Genomic DNA, 14,165 nt, shown 5'->3' on the forward strand with positions numbered 1-14,165 from the left:
AAAATCATTATGTTAAATAAATTAAAATACTTATCAATAGCTGTTATTCTTATTTCGGTAACATCTTGTAAAGAAGACTTTCTTGAAAGAACCCCAACAGATGCTATTTCTGCATCTGATGCGTTAGCTAACGAAACAAATATGCAATTAGTTCTTGATGGAGTGCATAGAGGATTGTATTCTCAGTCTCAAGATATATTTCCAGGTGGTAACACAGCAAGGGCAAATAACCATTATTGGGTTCCGTTAGGAGATAATTTGTCAGGAGGACTTATTCATAGTGCTAGCGCTAATAATTTGTCATGGAGAGACGCAATGCAATGGAATTCACATACACAACCAACATCGCTAACAAATGAATTGTTATGGTATCATAGATATAACATTATTTTGCATGCTAACCTGTTGATTAATGGGGTTTTAGAAGGAAACTTGACAGAAACTCCAACATTAAATACAATTTTAGGGCAAGCTTATACGTATAGAGCTTATGCGTATTTATCTTTAGTGCAACATTATGGTCGAGGATATTTGATAGGTAACCCTAGCACAGACCCTGGTGTGCCTATACTTTTTTCTTCAGAATCACCATTTACTAGTGAGCCTAGGTCAACAGTTGAGGAGGTATATAATCAAATAGGACAAGATTTAGATGCTGCTATTAGTGCTTTTGAAAACGGATCATCAAGACCATCAGGAGGACCAGAAGTAAAGTCTCAGTTAAATATAGATGTAGCGTATGGATTAAAAGCTAGATGGGCTCTTTCTAAAGGGGACTGGCAAACAGCTGCTGATGCAGCAGTAGCTGCACGTCAAAATTATCCATTAATGAATGAATCAGATTGGAAATCAGGTTTTAATACAAATAATTTGTCTGAAGTTATTTGGGGAAGCAACGTAATAGATACTGAGACGACATTTTTCCGCGCTTACTTTTATTTAGCTAGCAATACTTTTAATGGAAGTCAAATTAGAAATAATCCAAAAATAGCTGATAGAAGATTGGTAGATGCAATTCCTGATACAGATTATAGAAAAGATGTTTTTTTACCAGATGCGCCAAATTCAAATACTTCAGCAGCAAATGGAGAAGGTGGTTGGGAGAATAATACTAACCCTTTATATACCACAGAAGAAGAGTTTGATGCAGCTATTGCAAGTATTAAGTCTGAATATGGGTTAGTTTCTGGTCATAATACACATCCGTACATGCATTTTAAGCTGAAGCAAAAGAACCCAGGATCTATTGATCCTGATGATGTAATTTATATGCGTGCTTCAGAAATGTATTTGATAGAAGCTGAGGCTAAAGCAATGATGAATGATATTGCTGGGGCTCAAGCAGCTTTAAAACCTTTAGGAGAAGAACGAGATAGTGCTTATGATGTAACAGTTTATAATACGCAAGAATCTTTAATGGATCATATTAAGTTTCAAAGAGGAGTAGAGTTATGGGGAGAAGGGTTTGGATACACAGATAAAATCCGTTGGGATGAAGGGATAGACCATGGAGCTAATGGAGGCTCAGGAGCTTCAGCAGTACTTTATCAAGGAGCTTATCAGATAGAAAAACCTTCTTTAAATGACGATTGGATTTTTAAAATTCCTCAAGCAGAAATTAATGCAAATCCAAACATAACACCAAGTGACCAAAATTAAAAGAGTTATGAATAGAACAAGAAGCTAATTACATTAAATTTTTGTTTTCATTTAATGTAGTTATTTGAATTAATTATAAGCCAAGGAGTCATTAACCTTGGCTTTCTTTTATTGTTTTTATTTAACGTTTTTGTTTATAACAAGGTTTTTCTTTATTTTTAGAGATATTAACTCTAATTTTTTTCTTATGTTAAAAAATATTTTAAACTTAGGTACTATTCTAAACAAAGAAGAGCAAAAATCTATTAATGGAGGGTTTGCTTATACTTTTTGGGTTGAAGGATATAAATATTGTGTAGATTGTTCTAGGCCAATTACATCTGAAGATAATCCGACAGTAGATGAAATGCTTAAGTCAGATTGTAGAGAAAGACGATGTTAATCTGTCAGACTTCTCTTTTTTTGGTTTCTTAAACAAGTGGACTTTGTCCACTTGTTTAACTCTAGGATGTATGAGCTAAGTTATAAAAAAGCCAAGGAGTCATTAACCTTGGCTTTTTTTATTTTAGAATAGTTTCCATTTGTTGTTGTAGCTCCTCAGCTTTTGTAGCTGCGGTTTTAGCAAAATCATTATTGTTAGAAGCATAAATAACTCCACGAGAAGAATTAATTAATAGCCCTACAGTATCAGTCATTCCATATTTGCAAACTTCTTCTAGATTTCCTCCTTGGGCACCAACACCAGGAACTAATAAAAAGCATTCAGGAATAATCTTTCTGATGTCAGCTAAATATTCAGCCTTGGTAGCTCCCACGACATACATTAGGTTTTGAGAGTTTTTCCAAGATTTAGAAGTTTCAATGACCTGTTTATATAACTCTTTACCATCAACTGTTTTTGTTTGAAAATCAAAAGCACCTTGGTTAGAAGTTAACGCCAACATAATGGTGTGTTTATCTTCAAAAGCTAAAAAAGGCTCAACAGAGTCTTTACCCATATACGGGGCAACAGTTACCGAATCAAAAGCTAAATCCTCAAAAAAGGCTTTAGCATACATAGTTGAAGTGTTACCGATATCACCACGTTTAGCATCAGCAATTGTGAAAATTTCAGGATATTTTTCGTTTAGGTAATTAATCGTTTTTTCAAGAGATTTCCACCCTTTAATACCGTATGCTTCATAAAAAGCAGTGTTAGGTTTATAAGCTACACAAAAATGATGTGTTGCATCAATAATAGCTTTGTTAAAGGCAAAAATGGGGTCTTCTTCTTGAAGTAAATGTGCTGGAATTTTGTTTAAATCAACATCTAATCCAATACATAAAAACGATTTCTTTTTTCGGATTTCAGATACAAGTTGTTGTGTTGTCATGTGTTGTTGTAAAAGTTAGGCAAAAGTACATAAATTTAGCAGTTTCTGTTATCTTTGTTACATATGTTTCAATATATCATTAACAAAATTTTTTACGGTTTCTTAACACTATTTGGGGTAGTTACAGTAATTTTTTTACTGTTCAATATCTTACCGGGTGACCCTGCTCGTATGATGTTAGATCAACGAGAAGATACTGAACAACTACAAAATATACGAAAGAAATATGGATTTGATAAACCTGTTTTTACACAATACTTATATTATTTAAATGATGTATCGCCATTATCATTCCATAGTAAAAACAAAGGAAATTATACTTTTTTATCTGGAGGAAAATACAATGCTCAATCCTTATTCTCTATAGGGAATACTGAAGTAGTAATAAAAACTCCGTATTTGCGTCAATCTTTCCAGAAGAACGGTAAAAATGTTTCTGAAGTAATTAAAGAAACCTTACCAAATACTGCAATTTTAGCTATTGTAGCCATAACAATGGCACTGTTTTTAGGAATTGTATTAGGAATATTTTCAGCTTTATTAAAAGACACTTTTTTTGATAGACTTATAGCAGTCGTCAGTACTTTAGGAATGAGTGTACCCTCATTTTTCTCAGCTATATTGTTTGCTTGGTTTTTTGGGTTTGTGTTGAATAAATATACAAATTTAGAAATGACAGGAAGTTTATATGAAGTTAATGATTTTGGTGAAGGAATGCATATTCAATGGAAGAATTTAATATTACCAGCAATAGTGTTGGGAATTCGCCCGTTAGCGGTAGTAATACAGTTAATGCGTAATTCATTGTTAGAAACCTTAAGTCAAGATTATATTCGAACAGCAAAAGCAAAAGGACTAACAATGTATCAAGTAATAAAAAAACATGCGTTGAAAAACTCATTAAACCCAGTAATAACAGCAATATCTGGATGGTTTGCCTCGATGCTGGCCGGAGCAGTTTTTGTAGAGTATATTTTTAATTGGAACGGATTAGGAAAAGAAATAGTAAACTCGCTAAATACACTCGATTTACCAGTAATTATGGGAGCTGTTTTAGTGGTTGCTACACTATTTATAGTTATAAATATTTTAGTAGATATATTATATAGTTGGTTAGATCCTCGAATAAGATTACAATAGATGAGAGCATTTTTTTTATTGATTACCATAGTTTTTTTATCAAGTTGTGCTGTATTTCAACCTAAAGAATTCACGTTAGAACCTCTAAATGAAGAATTACTGACTTTAGATAGAAAACCAATTTTATTCAAAGAAGTTTTAGAGAAAAATAAAGGTAAAAAGGTATTTGTACAAGTATTTGCAACTTACTGTCCTTACAGTCAACGCAGTTTTAAAGATGTAATCAACTTTCAGAAGAAAAATCCAGAACTTGCGTATATTTTTCTATCAGTAGATCATTCATATCATGATTGGAAAAGAGGCTTAGAAAGCATTCCTGTAAAAGGTCAACACTATTACATTCAAAAAAAAGGAAAAGGAGCACTTGGCGAGTTTTTAAAATTAAAAACGATTCCGAGATTTTTAGTAATTGATGAAGAAGGTAAAATTAGCGTGTATAAATCATCTAAAGTGTCAGATAAGCTCCAAAACAAAGTACAATAACATGAAAAAAATAATAATAGTAGCTTTTATTGGATTAACCTTATTCGGTTGTTCAAAAGAAAGCCCAGATCGTTTCTCTACAGAAGCGTTGGAGGATGTTTTTACTTCTTTAGAAGGAAAAGAGGTTTCATTCAGTAAAATCTTAGAAAAACACAAAGGGAAGAAGATATTAATAGATATTTGGGCTTCTTGGTGTCCAGACTGTTTAAAAAGTATTCCTGAAGTACAGAAGATACAAGAAGATTACGCAGGAGCCACATATATTTTTTTATCCTTAGATAGAAATAAGACCGATTGGAAAAATGGTATTGAACGCCTAAATATAAAAGGAGAACATTATTTTATAGAATCAGGATGGGAAGGCAAGTTTGGTAAGTTTTTAGGTTTAGATTGGATACCAAGGTTTTTAGTTATAGACGAAAATGGAAAAATAATTGTTTTTGATGCAACAAAAGCCACCGATAAATTAATTCGTCAAAGCCTAGAAAAAATGTAATTTTGCAAACACAAAATCAATAACCAGAAAAAATAATACACGTGAGACAAAAAATAGTTGCAGGTAACTGGAAGATGAATAAAAACCTTGATGAAGCAAAAGGATTAATCGAGGGAATAAAGAAAGAAGTACAAGCTGGTTTAGAAGAAGGTACTAGAGTAATAATTGCTCCTAGTTTTGTAAACCTACAATCAGCAGTTAAAAACACTGAAGATTCGGTTGTAGAGGTTGCCGCACAAAACATGCATCAATCTAAAAGTGGAGCGTATACAGGAGAGGTTTCTGCAGATATGTTAACGAATTTAGGTGTTAACATAGTAATTTTAGGACACTCTGAGCGTAGAGAATATTTTGGTGAAACTGATGAGTTATTAGCTCAAAAGGTAGATGCTGCTTTAGAAAACAAATTAGAAGTTGTTTTTTGTTTTGGGGAATTGTTAGAAGATAGAAAGTCTGGAAATCACTTTAAAGTAGTTGAAAACCAACTTAAAAAAGCGTTGTTTCATCTTAAAGAAGCTGATTTTAAAAATATTATTTTAGCGTATGAACCAGTTTGGGCAATTGGTACAGGAGAAACAGCTTCGCCTGAGCAAGCGCAAGAAATACATGCTTTTGTAAGAGAGCTTTTAGCAAAAAAGTATGGAGCAGAAACAGCCAATGCTATTTCAATTTTATACGGAGGAAGTGTAAAGCCTTCTAATGCTAAAGAAATTTTTTCTAAGTCAGATGTAGATGGAGGTTTAATAGGTGGAGCAGCATTAAAAGCTGAAGATTTTGCAGCAATAATTAAATCAATTTAATGGATAATATTTATATAGAATATACTTTTGAAGTAACACCAAAAGAACCAACTACAGAAATTTTAATAGCTGAATTGGGGTCTTTAGGGTTTGAAAGTTTTGTTGAAAACGAAAATGGGGTAGTAGCGTATATTCAAAAAGATGATTGGAGCGAAACTATTTTAGAAGATGTTTTTGTTCTAAATTCAGAAGAATTTTCAATTCAATACGAGCATAAAGAAATAGAACAAACTAATTGGAATGCGGAATGGGAAAAGAACTTCAATCCTATTCAAGTAGATGACTTGGTAAGCATAAGAGCTCCGTTTCATGAAAACCCGAATTTGCCATATGATATTGTTATTGAACCAAAAATGAGTTTTGGCACAGGGCATCATGAAACTACACACATGATGGTACAACATTTAATTAATTTAGATGTAACTGATAAAAAAGTTTTAGACATGGGGTGTGGAACAGGTATTTTAGCAATTTTTGCTGAAATGAAAGGAGCACAGCCTATTGATGCTATAGATATAGATGCTTGGTGTTATGAAAACTCATTAGAAAATGTAGAAAGAAATAACTGTAAGCATATTTCAGTTTATGAAGGAGATGCATCACTTTTAGAAGGAAAAAAGTATGATGTTATAATAGCAAATATTAACCGTAATATTTTACTAAATGATATGCAAACATATACAAATTGCTTAACTGAAAAAGGAGTTTTATTATTAAGTGGATTTTATAGTGAAGATATTCCAGTAATTGATAATGAGGTGTCTAAGTACAGTTTAACATTAAAAGATACCATAAAAAGAAATAATTGGGTAGCTTTGCAGTATCAAAAATAAAACAAATGAGTACGATAGAAAAAATTCAAGAAGAGCTTGATGTTTTATTAAATGAAACAAGAAAGCATGAAATTGTTTTACATAACGATGATGTAAATACCTTTGATTTTGTAATTGATAGTCTTGTAACCGTATGTGATCATACATTAGAGCAAGCAGAACAGTGTACTATTTTAGTGCATTATAAAGGGAAATGCTCGGTTAAGACAGGAGAGTATAAAGATTTAGAACCAAGATGCTCTAAGTTATTAGAGTTAGGTTTATCAGCAGAGATAGTGTAAGAATGGAGAACATTTTTAGGTATTACGAATTTTCAGAATTTTTTAAAGATAGCTCAGGAACGTTTCAAGAAAATGAAATAAGCTTTTCGGAACTGAACAAAGAGCATTTTTTAATTTTTGAAAAGAAAGATTCACAATATAACTTGTACGTATCAAAATACAGCTCAAAAAAGGGTATAGGAAATGAACCTCCAGAAATATTAGAATTGTTGGTTGAAAACTACGATAAATCTATACCAGAACACAGAATAGTACTTAGAAAATACTTGTATTAAAAACTCAAAAACTTTTTTGAGTTTTTTTTATGCTTTTAGGTGACCAATTAAAAATAATGGTGTCATAATAGTGTAGGCAAAAGAAAAGAATATAAATTCATTAAAAATATTACCCTTTAAATACAAAACTTCTCTTTTCTGCTTAAAGCTTACAAAGAGAAGTTTTTAAAGGATTAAAAATAGTAGTAGTTAGTTTTTATACTAAGTTTGGTTAGACGAAAAGGCCTTAAGCGGAAGTTTAAGGTCTTTTTTATTGTGTTCTTTTAACTTAAAAATAATTAAGACTTTGTAAAAAAGAATGAAAAAAAATGTATCTTTATATAGATGAAACAGTAATAATAAAAGCCTATGTAACATCATTTTCTTTAAGTGCCACGAGCATAACTAAAAGCTAGTTTTTGCTAAAAGAAACTTGGACTTGTTGTGGTTAATATCCAAGATGAAAGTTTATTAATTAAAATTTTTAAAGAAAATGAAAAGTACATTTATAAAAACAGTTTTTATATTATTTATTGGGGCAAGTTTGGCTTTTACAACTAAACAAAATAAACTTATAGACCCTATAAAAACTGTAGCAATTTTTCAAGGTTATGATGAGTATGGTTATACTTTTTCGTTTGAAGACGAAGAGGGAGATGAAGATGTAATTACTTTTGAAACTATATCAGAGAAAATATTAAAATTTTATAATTTAAAAGATGATAAATTTGTAGAACAGAAGTTTGAAATTACGTATGATTATAAGGTATCAGACGATGAAATTGAAACTCCTGTTTTACAATCAATAAAAAAAATAGAATAATTATGAGTATTGTAGATTTATACGAATCAAGTAAGCATAGAAATAATGTAGCTCACTTTAGTGCTATTGTAAATCTTGCTATTATTGATGGAGATTTAAATGAAGATGAAGAAAAATTAGTAAATCGTTTTGCTAGAAAATTAGACATTACGGAAGCAGAGTACAAAGAAATAGTAGAAAACTCAAAAAAATATCCAGTAGTGCCACAAGCAAAAACTGATGATAGGTTGGAGCGTTTACTAGATTTATTCAAAATAATTTATTCAGACCATGAAATAGATGAGGCTGAGTTAAAATTAATTTTGAGATATGCTATTCAGCTAGGTTTTTCACAAGAAAGAGCAGAAGAGATAATCTCTAAAACCACAAAGGTTTTTAGTGGTAAGATAGATTTAGATCAGTATAAATCAATACTAAGTATATTATAAAAAGTTAAATCCCATTCTAAAGAGAATGGGATTTGTTTTTAAAGTGGTTGTAAGTTTTCTAACTTAAAAATTACAAGATCTTCATCATCTACATCATCAAAAATTTCTTTATACGTAATTTCAAAACTTTTATTTTTTAGAGATGAAGACTTTAAATCTAAATGTTCAAGATTTTTTTTATTGATTTGTTCAAAGTCAATAATATCTCCATTTTCTAATTCAAAAACATAATAGCCGTTTGTGTATCCTTGATAAACGCCGACTAATGTAACTGTTTGTTGTGAGTTATAATAAGCCATGGTTTAAATACAATTTACTATTTATTCATTATCGAAATCATCAGTTATTTCAATTTCATCAAAAGTATCATCATTATCTTCATCGTCAGTTTCATGATCTTCCATAGATTGTTGTAACTGAGAACTTATTTTTACTAAAAAAAGAGTGTCTTCAGTATTTACTTCTACAGCTTTTACTGTTTCTCCTTTACTGTTTTTAAAGGAAATAATGTCCGAATGATCATATCCATCAGGATATCTCTCTACTAATAGATCTAAAATATCAGTAGTTAACTTAGCATAGTCTACAATAACTCTTTTCATAAGGTTACATTTTTAATAAATAAGCAAATATTAATGGAGCAACAATAGTTGCATCACTTTCTATAATAAACTTTGGAGTATCAATGTCTAATTTACCCCATGTAATCTTTTCATTAGGAACAGCTCCTGAATATGATCCGTAGCTTGTAGTTGAATCTGAAATTTGACAGAAATAACTCCAGAAAGGAGTGTCTTCTCTCTCTAAATCTTGATACAACATTGGTACTACACAAATAGGGAAATCTCCAGCGATTCCACCTCCAATTTGGAAAAAACCAATTCCATTTTCTGAGTTTTCAGTATACCAATCAGCTAAAAAAGTCATGTACTCAATACCTGACTTCATAGTAGAAGCTTTTAATTCTCCTTTTACTACATAAGAAGCAAAAATATTTCCCATAGTACTATCTTCCCATCCAGGAACAACAATAGGTAGGTTTTTTTCTGCAGCTGCATACATCCAAGAATCTTTCAAGTCGATTTCGTAATACTCTTCTAAAACTCCTGATAATAAAAGCTTGTACATAAATTCATGTGGAAGATAACGTTCACCAGCTTCTTCTGCATCTTTCCAAATTTTGAAAATATGCTTTTGTAGGCGTCTAAAAGCTTCCTCTTCAGGAATGCAAGTATCGGTAACACGGTTTAACCCTTTTAATAATAAGTCCCATTCTTCTTGAGGTGTTAAGTCACGATAGTTTGGTACTCTTTTATAATGTGAGTGAGCAACTAGGTTCATAATATCTTCTTCAAGATTTGCACCAGTACAAGAAATGATATGCACTTTATCTTGACGAATCATTTCAGCGAAAATTTTACCCAACTCAGCTGTACTCATAGCTCCTGCTAATGACACTAACATTTTAGAGCCTTGTTCTAGTTGTTCTTCATACCCTTTTGCAGCATCTACTAGAGCAGCTGCGTTAAAGTGTAAAAAGTATTTTTCTATAAAATTGGTTATAGGTTTGTCCATTTTTTTATTTTGTTAAATAAGTTTTTCAACAATTACCTGTACTACTTCAAAAAGAATTAGAAGAATGATAATCCATTCTAGCATGCTACTGTATTTATGTTGTAGTATATCGTTGAATAAATCTAAATTTTCTTTAATTACGTTTAAACTATTTTCAATTCCTTGGTGACGTTTTAAAATGTCTAATTCATCTTTTAGTTTATAGTCTAAATCAGACAAATCTTTGTTATTCCAAGCAACATCTGGTGAGTCAAAAACAAATAAGTTTTCAGCAATGTTATTTTTTAAATTTAAGGTTTTACCAATAAATTTTCGCATTTGAATTTTAGAAAGTTTAAAACTTCCAGTTTTTTCTAATTGCTTTGAATACACTAATGTTTTATCGTGTAAATCAGATGTTTTATTTACATAATTCATCAATGCTACTGATTGTGCTAGGTTAAGCATGATAATATGTGCTACGTCATCGTTTAAATTTTTAATTTGAATAGTTCCAAAATCAACTTCTATAGTGTCAGAAAAAGTGATGTTGTATTTTTCTGAGGGTAAGTTGTTGACATTTGAATTTTCTTTATTGATTAAAAAACTAACAATTTGACTAATTAAATTATCCGTACAGTTCATGAAAACAACACTTCCATAATCCTTTACATAGATGTATGAGTTGTCAGTAATTTTATATAATAAAAAAGAATGTTCTCTTTTTATTAATTCATACGATTCAAACTGTGAGCGAATAGCACTTAGTGCTATTCGTTTTTCAAGATGATATGCAATTGTTTGTAAGTGCATTTTAATAATCGTCGTCGTCGCTTTTAAACTTTGCTAATTTGTTAAATGCAGAGTTTTCGTCATCATCATAATCTTCTTCATCTTCCATGGTAGAAGAAAACTTATAGCTCAACATTTTATAGTATAATTTTGCAGCTAAAAAATCTGAAGATTTCTCATTTTCGTTAGGGCATAATTCTACAATATCAAAACCAACTACATTTCTTTCGGTAAACACTCTCTTTAAAAACTCTAAAGTTTCATAGTAAAATAATCCTCCTGGTTCAGGTGTTCCTGTACTTGGCAATAATGAAGGATCTATAGCATCTAAATCAAATGTGATAAAGACATTACCTGTTAATTGATCGATAACTTCATCCATCCAGTATTCATTTACAGCCATATCGTGTGCAAAAAAGACTTTATCCATATTCATAGAAGACTTTTCTGATATGTCCATACTGCGAATACCTACTTGTACTAAGTTGGTAGTTTGACTCGCTTCGTATACAGCACAAGCATGATTGCAAGAGCTACCTTCATATTCTTTACGTAAATCGGCATGTGCATCAATATGTAAAACAGTAAGGTTGTTAAAACATTCGTTAAAAGCACGGATTGTTCCTATCGAAATTGAATGTTCTCCTCCAAAAAGAGTTACAAACTTATTTTTGTTAATGAATTTTTTTGTTGTTGCATGTACAGCTTCTACCATGGCTTCAGGAGAAGAGTCTTCAGTAACAGCATCAGCTAAATAAACACCTTCTTTGTATACTTCACTATCAGTTTCTATATCGTATAACTCCATGTTTTCAGAGGCATCTAAAAATGCCTCAGGTCCTTTATCAGCTCCTTTTTGCCAAGTACTAGTTCCATCATAAGGAACAGGTATAAGTACTACTTTCGCGTTTTCTAGTTTTGCGTATTGGTCAGGTATTCCTGCGTAATTTCTTTTTTTCATCTTAATATTTTTTTACTAGTATCCTAAGATAGATAATAGCTCTTCGCTTTTTTGTTGTTCTTTAAATAATTTGGTGGTTAAATCACCATTTTCGTTTATGTCAATTAATATATGTTTTGGAGTTGGGATTAAACAGTGTTGTAATCCGCCAAAACCACCAATAGTTTCTTGGTATGCTCCTGTGTTGAAAAAGCCTACGTATAAAGGACTCTCTTTTTCGTATACAGGTAAATAAATTCCGTTTACATGCTGCTCTGAGTTATAATAATCGTCGCTGTCGCAGGTTAAACCTCCTAATAAAACACGTTCGTATCTATGATTCCATTTGTTAAGCGGAAGCATGATAAAGCGTTTGTTTATAGCCCAAGAATCAGGTAAGGTGGTAATGAAAGATGAATTAATCATATTCCATTTTTCACGATCATTTTGTTTCTTTTGGTATAACACTTCATACACAGCTCCTCCCGATTCTCCTACAGTAAAACTTCCAAATTCAGTAAAAATGTTAGGAACTTCTACACCAGCTTCTTTACAAGCAAGATTTATTTGGTTGATGATTTCGTCTACCATATACTCATAATCGTAATCAAACGCTAATGAGTTTTTAATAGGAAACCCTCCACCTATATTTAAACTATCTAAACTAGGACACACTTTTTTAAGTTTTGTATACACTCGTAAACACTTTAATAATTCGTTCCAGTAATAGGCATTATCTCTAATTCCTGTATTAATAAAGAAGTGTAACATCTTTAACTCTACTTGCGGATTATTAGCTATTTCACGTTCATAAAAGGATACAATATTTTTATAACCAATTCCTAAACGGCTAGTGTAAAACTCAAACTTAGGTTCTTCTTCAGAAGCTATACGAATTCCTACATTAAACTTACTTCTAGTTTCGTCTAGTAATAAATTTAACTCCTCATAATTGTCTATTATTGGTATGCAATTTGTATGTCCACCATCAATTAAACTAACAATATTAGCAATGTATTGATCGCGTTTAAAACCGTTGCACAATACATAAGCATCATCACTTAACTTTCCTTCTTTTTTTAGTGATTTTACAATATCTATATCAAAAGCAGACGATGTTTCAATATGTATATCATTTTTTAAAGCTTCATTTAAAACATATTTAAAGTGTGAGCTTTTGGTACAATAACTATAGTTGTAACTGCCTTGATAATTGTGCTTTTCAATAGCTTTATGAAACCAGTTTTTGGCTTTGTTTATATTTTCTGATATTTTAGGTAAATAAGTGAATTTTAACGGTGCTCCGTATTGCTTCACTAATTCCATCATATCAATGTTGTGAAAAAATAAGTTATTGTTTTCAGTATGAAATTCCGCTTGCGGAAAATCAAACGTTTGTTCTATTAAGTCTTTATATTTAGTATTCATTATTATTTTAGTTGTATCTGTATATTGTGTACAGAAAATCATTCAAAAAACAGTTGAGGTATACACCAAAACTTTTTTAAATAAATTGTATAACAAGGCTTTGTTGCTGTTTTACAACAAGATGTTAAACCAAAATAAAATGAATAGTTAGACTCTTAAAGCTAAGCAATCACCGCACTGTTTATAAAAATTCAGTGGTAGAGAGTATTGAAAGTAGGAAGAAACCTTAATGTTTCGGTTGTGTTTCTCAAACACTAAATAACTCACTATCTTCCCATAGAAGTTATTGCCGAAATAAGTAAAACGTAACATTTTGACTTATGTAATAAGATGTGGTAAATGTAAACTATTTTTTAATACAACAAACTTTTTTTTATTTTTTTTAATAAATTGAAGTTTAGTTGGTTAGCTTGTTTTTTGTTTCTTTATTAGCTCTATCCCTTTGTATAAAATAGTCGTATTAGGTATAGTAATTTCCCTTTTTTCTTCTGGCATATACAGTAAAACGTAAAATCCAGTAATGTTTTTTACAATACCTTGTAAATCGAAGTCTTTGTCTATAATTTTTATAGTATCTCCTATACGCATAGGGTGATAAAAAAACAGAATAATGCTAGCCGTTAGGTTTGATAAAATAGACCATTGAGCAAAAAAACCGACTCCTAATACTGCGAGTATTGACGAAGCAAAAACAATTACTTCTTTAAAGTTAATACCAAAAATAATTAATGAAATGAATAAAGCTAAAGTATAGTATAAAAAATAGCTTATGTTTAAAATTAACTTTCTTCTATGAGGTTCAATAGCATTTTTTACAACATAAGATCTAGTTAATTTTTTTGTTACATGAATTAAAAAAAATAACGAAGCTGTTAAAAGCAAGAATTGTAAAAATGGGTTGTAGATAGATAATTCTAGAAAACGATTTTTCATTATTGTGT

General features: G+C 30.8%; 19 protein-coding genes. 11 read left to right on the plus strand and 8 right to left on the minus strand.

Annotation, left to right across the window (positions count from 1 at the left end; genetic code table 11):
* Positions 1-9 precede the first annotated feature (9 nt).
* Both ACTPNM_RS05490 and ACTPNM_RS05495 read left to right on the plus strand, forming a co-directional pair.
* Positions 10-1,659, plus strand: coding sequence for a RagB/SusD family nutrient uptake outer membrane protein (locus ACTPNM_RS05490; protein WP_440120937.1), 1,650 nt, complete (start codon positions 10-12; stop codon positions 1,657-1,659).
* Between the two features lie 187 nt (positions 1,660-1,846).
* Positions 1,847-2,041, plus strand: a complete 195-nt coding sequence (locus ACTPNM_RS05495; RefSeq protein WP_440120938.1) for a hypothetical protein — start codon at positions 1,847-1,849, stop codon at positions 2,039-2,041.
* A gap of 118 nt (positions 2,042-2,159) precedes the next feature.
* Here the strand turns inward: ACTPNM_RS05495 and pyrF are convergent, their stop codons facing one another.
* Positions 2,160-2,972, minus strand: coding sequence for an orotidine-5'-phosphate decarboxylase (gene pyrF, locus ACTPNM_RS05500; RefSeq protein WP_440120939.1), 813 nt, complete (start codon positions 2,970-2,972; stop codon positions 2,160-2,162).
* A gap of 63 nt (positions 2,973-3,035) precedes the next feature.
* Here pyrF and ACTPNM_RS05505 point away from each other — a divergent pair, with 63 nt between their 5' ends.
* From ACTPNM_RS05505 to ACTPNM_RS05545, 9 genes are all read left to right on the plus strand, one after another.
* On the plus strand, positions 3,036-4,112 hold the full coding sequence (locus tag ACTPNM_RS05505; RefSeq protein ID WP_440120940.1) for an ABC transporter permease: 1,077 nt from the start codon (positions 3,036-3,038) through the stop codon (positions 4,110-4,112).
* A complete protein-coding gene (locus ACTPNM_RS05510) occupies positions 4,113-4,595 on the plus strand; it encodes a TlpA family protein disulfide reductase (RefSeq protein WP_440120941.1) in 483 nt (160 codons plus the stop codon).
* Between the two features lies 1 nt (position 4,596).
* Complete coding sequence (locus ACTPNM_RS05515; protein ID WP_440120942.1) at positions 4,597-5,091, plus strand: TlpA family protein disulfide reductase; 495 nt, start codon at positions 4,597-4,599, stop codon at positions 5,089-5,091.
* Between the two features lie 41 nt (positions 5,092-5,132).
* The gene (gene tpiA / locus ACTPNM_RS05520; RefSeq protein WP_440120943.1) at positions 5,133-5,891 is read left to right on the plus strand and encodes a triose-phosphate isomerase; all 759 of its coding nucleotides are present in this window, start codon (positions 5,133-5,135) and stop codon (positions 5,889-5,891) included.
* A complete protein-coding gene (gene prmA / locus ACTPNM_RS05525; RefSeq protein ID WP_440120944.1) occupies positions 5,891-6,724 on the plus strand; it encodes a 50S ribosomal protein L11 methyltransferase in 834 nt (277 codons plus the stop codon). Before tpiA ends, prmA begins: the two co-directional genes overlap by 1 nt.
* 5 nt (positions 6,725-6,729) lie before the next feature.
* Positions 6,730-7,005, plus strand: a complete 276-nt coding sequence (locus ACTPNM_RS05530) for an ATP-dependent Clp protease adaptor ClpS (protein ID WP_121146033.1) — start codon at positions 6,730-6,732, stop codon at positions 7,003-7,005.
* 2 nt (positions 7,006-7,007) lie between these two features.
* The gene (locus tag ACTPNM_RS05535) at positions 7,008-7,280 is read left to right on the plus strand and encodes a hypothetical protein (protein ID WP_440120945.1); all 273 of its coding nucleotides are present in this window, start codon (positions 7,008-7,010) and stop codon (positions 7,278-7,280) included.
* A gap of 472 nt (positions 7,281-7,752) precedes the next feature.
* Positions 7,753-8,082 carry a hypothetical protein gene (locus tag ACTPNM_RS05540; RefSeq protein ID WP_440120946.1) on the plus strand — a complete coding sequence of 110 codons (330 nt, stop codon included), beginning with the start codon at positions 7,753-7,755 and terminating at the stop codon, positions 8,080-8,082.
* A gap of 2 nt (positions 8,083-8,084) precedes the next feature.
* Positions 8,085-8,510: a TerB family tellurite resistance protein gene (locus tag ACTPNM_RS05545; RefSeq protein WP_121146030.1), complete on the plus strand. Its 426-nt coding sequence runs from the start codon at positions 8,085-8,087 to the stop codon at positions 8,508-8,510.
* A 38-nt stretch (positions 8,511-8,548) separates the two neighbouring features.
* Here the strand turns inward: ACTPNM_RS05545 and ACTPNM_RS05550 are convergent, their stop codons facing one another.
* The 7 genes from ACTPNM_RS05550 to ACTPNM_RS05580 all read right to left on the minus strand — a co-directional run bounded on the left by ACTPNM_RS05550 (position 8,549) and on the right by ACTPNM_RS05580 (position 14,157).
* On the minus strand, positions 8,549-8,809 hold the full coding sequence (locus ACTPNM_RS05550; RefSeq protein ID WP_099216027.1) for a hypothetical protein: 261 nt from the start codon (positions 8,807-8,809) through the stop codon (positions 8,549-8,551).
* Between the two features lie 21 nt (positions 8,810-8,830).
* Positions 8,831-9,112 (minus strand): hypothetical protein, encoded by a 282-nt coding sequence (locus tag ACTPNM_RS05555; protein WP_274639289.1) that lies wholly within the window; start codon positions 9,110-9,112, stop codon positions 8,831-8,833.
* Between the two features lie 4 nt (positions 9,113-9,116).
* Positions 9,117-10,085, minus strand: a complete 969-nt coding sequence (locus ACTPNM_RS05560) for a deoxyhypusine synthase family protein (RefSeq protein WP_274639290.1) — start codon at positions 10,083-10,085, stop codon at positions 9,117-9,119.
* A 12-nt stretch (positions 10,086-10,097) separates the two neighbouring features.
* Positions 10,098-10,877 (minus strand): RMD1 family protein, encoded by a 780-nt coding sequence (locus ACTPNM_RS05565; RefSeq protein ID WP_274639291.1) that lies wholly within the window; start codon positions 10,875-10,877, stop codon positions 10,098-10,100.
* Between the two features lies 1 nt (position 10,878).
* On the minus strand, positions 10,879-11,817 hold the full coding sequence (gene speB, locus ACTPNM_RS05570; protein WP_274639292.1) for an agmatinase: 939 nt from the start codon (positions 11,815-11,817) through the stop codon (positions 10,879-10,881).
* Between the two features lie 15 nt (positions 11,818-11,832).
* Complete coding sequence (locus tag ACTPNM_RS05575) at positions 11,833-13,224, minus strand: arginine decarboxylase (RefSeq protein ID WP_121146296.1); 1,392 nt, start codon at positions 13,222-13,224, stop codon at positions 11,833-11,835.
* A gap of 405 nt (positions 13,225-13,629) precedes the next feature.
* A complete protein-coding gene (locus ACTPNM_RS05580) occupies positions 13,630-14,157 on the minus strand; it encodes a mechanosensitive ion channel domain-containing protein (RefSeq protein ID WP_440120947.1) in 528 nt (175 codons plus the stop codon).
* Positions 14,158-14,165: the final 8 nt, after the last annotated feature.

The sequence above is a fragment of the Tenacibaculum sp. Ill genome (assembly GCF_051938915.1).
Lineage (GTDB): Bacteria > Bacteroidota > Bacteroidia > Flavobacteriales > Flavobacteriaceae > Polaribacter > Polaribacter larymnensis.

Excerpts from the sequence above, each read along its gene's own strand:
- ACTPNM_RS05490 (WP_440120937.1), top strand. The coding sequence starts at position 10 with ATGTTAAATAAATTAAAATACTTATCAATAGCTGTTATTCTTATTTCG.
- ACTPNM_RS05495 (WP_440120938.1), top strand. The coding sequence starts at position 1,847 with ATGTTAAAAAATATTTTAAACTTAGGTACTATTCTAAACAAAGAAGAG.
- pyrF (WP_440120939.1), bottom strand. The coding sequence starts at position 2,972 with ATGACAACACAACAACTTGTATCTGAAATCCGAAAAAAGAAATCGTTT.
- ACTPNM_RS05505 (WP_440120940.1), top strand. The coding sequence starts at position 3,036 with ATGTTTCAATATATCATTAACAAAATTTTTTACGGTTTCTTAACACTA.
- ACTPNM_RS05510 (WP_440120941.1), top strand. The coding sequence starts at position 4,113 with ATGAGAGCATTTTTTTTATTGATTACCATAGTTTTTTTATCAAGTTGT.
- ACTPNM_RS05515 (WP_440120942.1), top strand. The coding sequence starts at position 4,597 with ATGAAAAAAATAATAATAGTAGCTTTTATTGGATTAACCTTATTCGGT.
- prmA (WP_440120944.1), top strand. The coding sequence starts at position 5,891 with ATGGATAATATTTATATAGAATATACTTTTGAAGTAACACCAAAAGAA.
- ACTPNM_RS05530 (WP_121146033.1), top strand. The coding sequence starts at position 6,730 with ATGAGTACGATAGAAAAAATTCAAGAAGAGCTTGATGTTTTATTAAAT.
- ACTPNM_RS05535 (WP_440120945.1), top strand. The coding sequence starts at position 7,008 with ATGGAGAACATTTTTAGGTATTACGAATTTTCAGAATTTTTTAAAGAT.
- ACTPNM_RS05540 (WP_440120946.1), top strand. The coding sequence starts at position 7,753 with ATGAAAAGTACATTTATAAAAACAGTTTTTATATTATTTATTGGGGCA.
- ACTPNM_RS05545 (WP_121146030.1), top strand. The coding sequence starts at position 8,085 with ATGAGTATTGTAGATTTATACGAATCAAGTAAGCATAGAAATAATGTA.
- ACTPNM_RS05550 (WP_099216027.1), bottom strand. The coding sequence starts at position 8,809 with ATGGCTTATTATAACTCACAACAAACAGTTACATTAGTCGGCGTTTAT.
- ACTPNM_RS05555 (WP_274639289.1), bottom strand. The coding sequence starts at position 9,112 with ATGAAAAGAGTTATTGTAGACTATGCTAAGTTAACTACTGATATTTTA.
- ACTPNM_RS05560 (WP_274639290.1), bottom strand. The coding sequence starts at position 10,085 with ATGGACAAACCTATAACCAATTTTATAGAAAAATACTTTTTACACTTT.
- ACTPNM_RS05565 (WP_274639291.1), bottom strand. The coding sequence starts at position 10,877 with ATGCACTTACAAACAATTGCATATCATCTTGAAAAACGAATAGCACTA.
- speB (WP_274639292.1), bottom strand. The coding sequence starts at position 11,817 with ATGAAAAAAAGAAATTACGCAGGAATACCTGACCAATACGCAAAACTA.
- ACTPNM_RS05575 (WP_121146296.1), bottom strand. The coding sequence starts at position 13,224 with ATGAATACTAAATATAAAGACTTAATAGAACAAACGTTTGATTTTCCG.
- ACTPNM_RS05580 (WP_440120947.1), bottom strand. The coding sequence starts at position 14,157 with ATGAAAAATCGTTTTCTAGAATTATCTATCTACAACCCATTTTTACAA.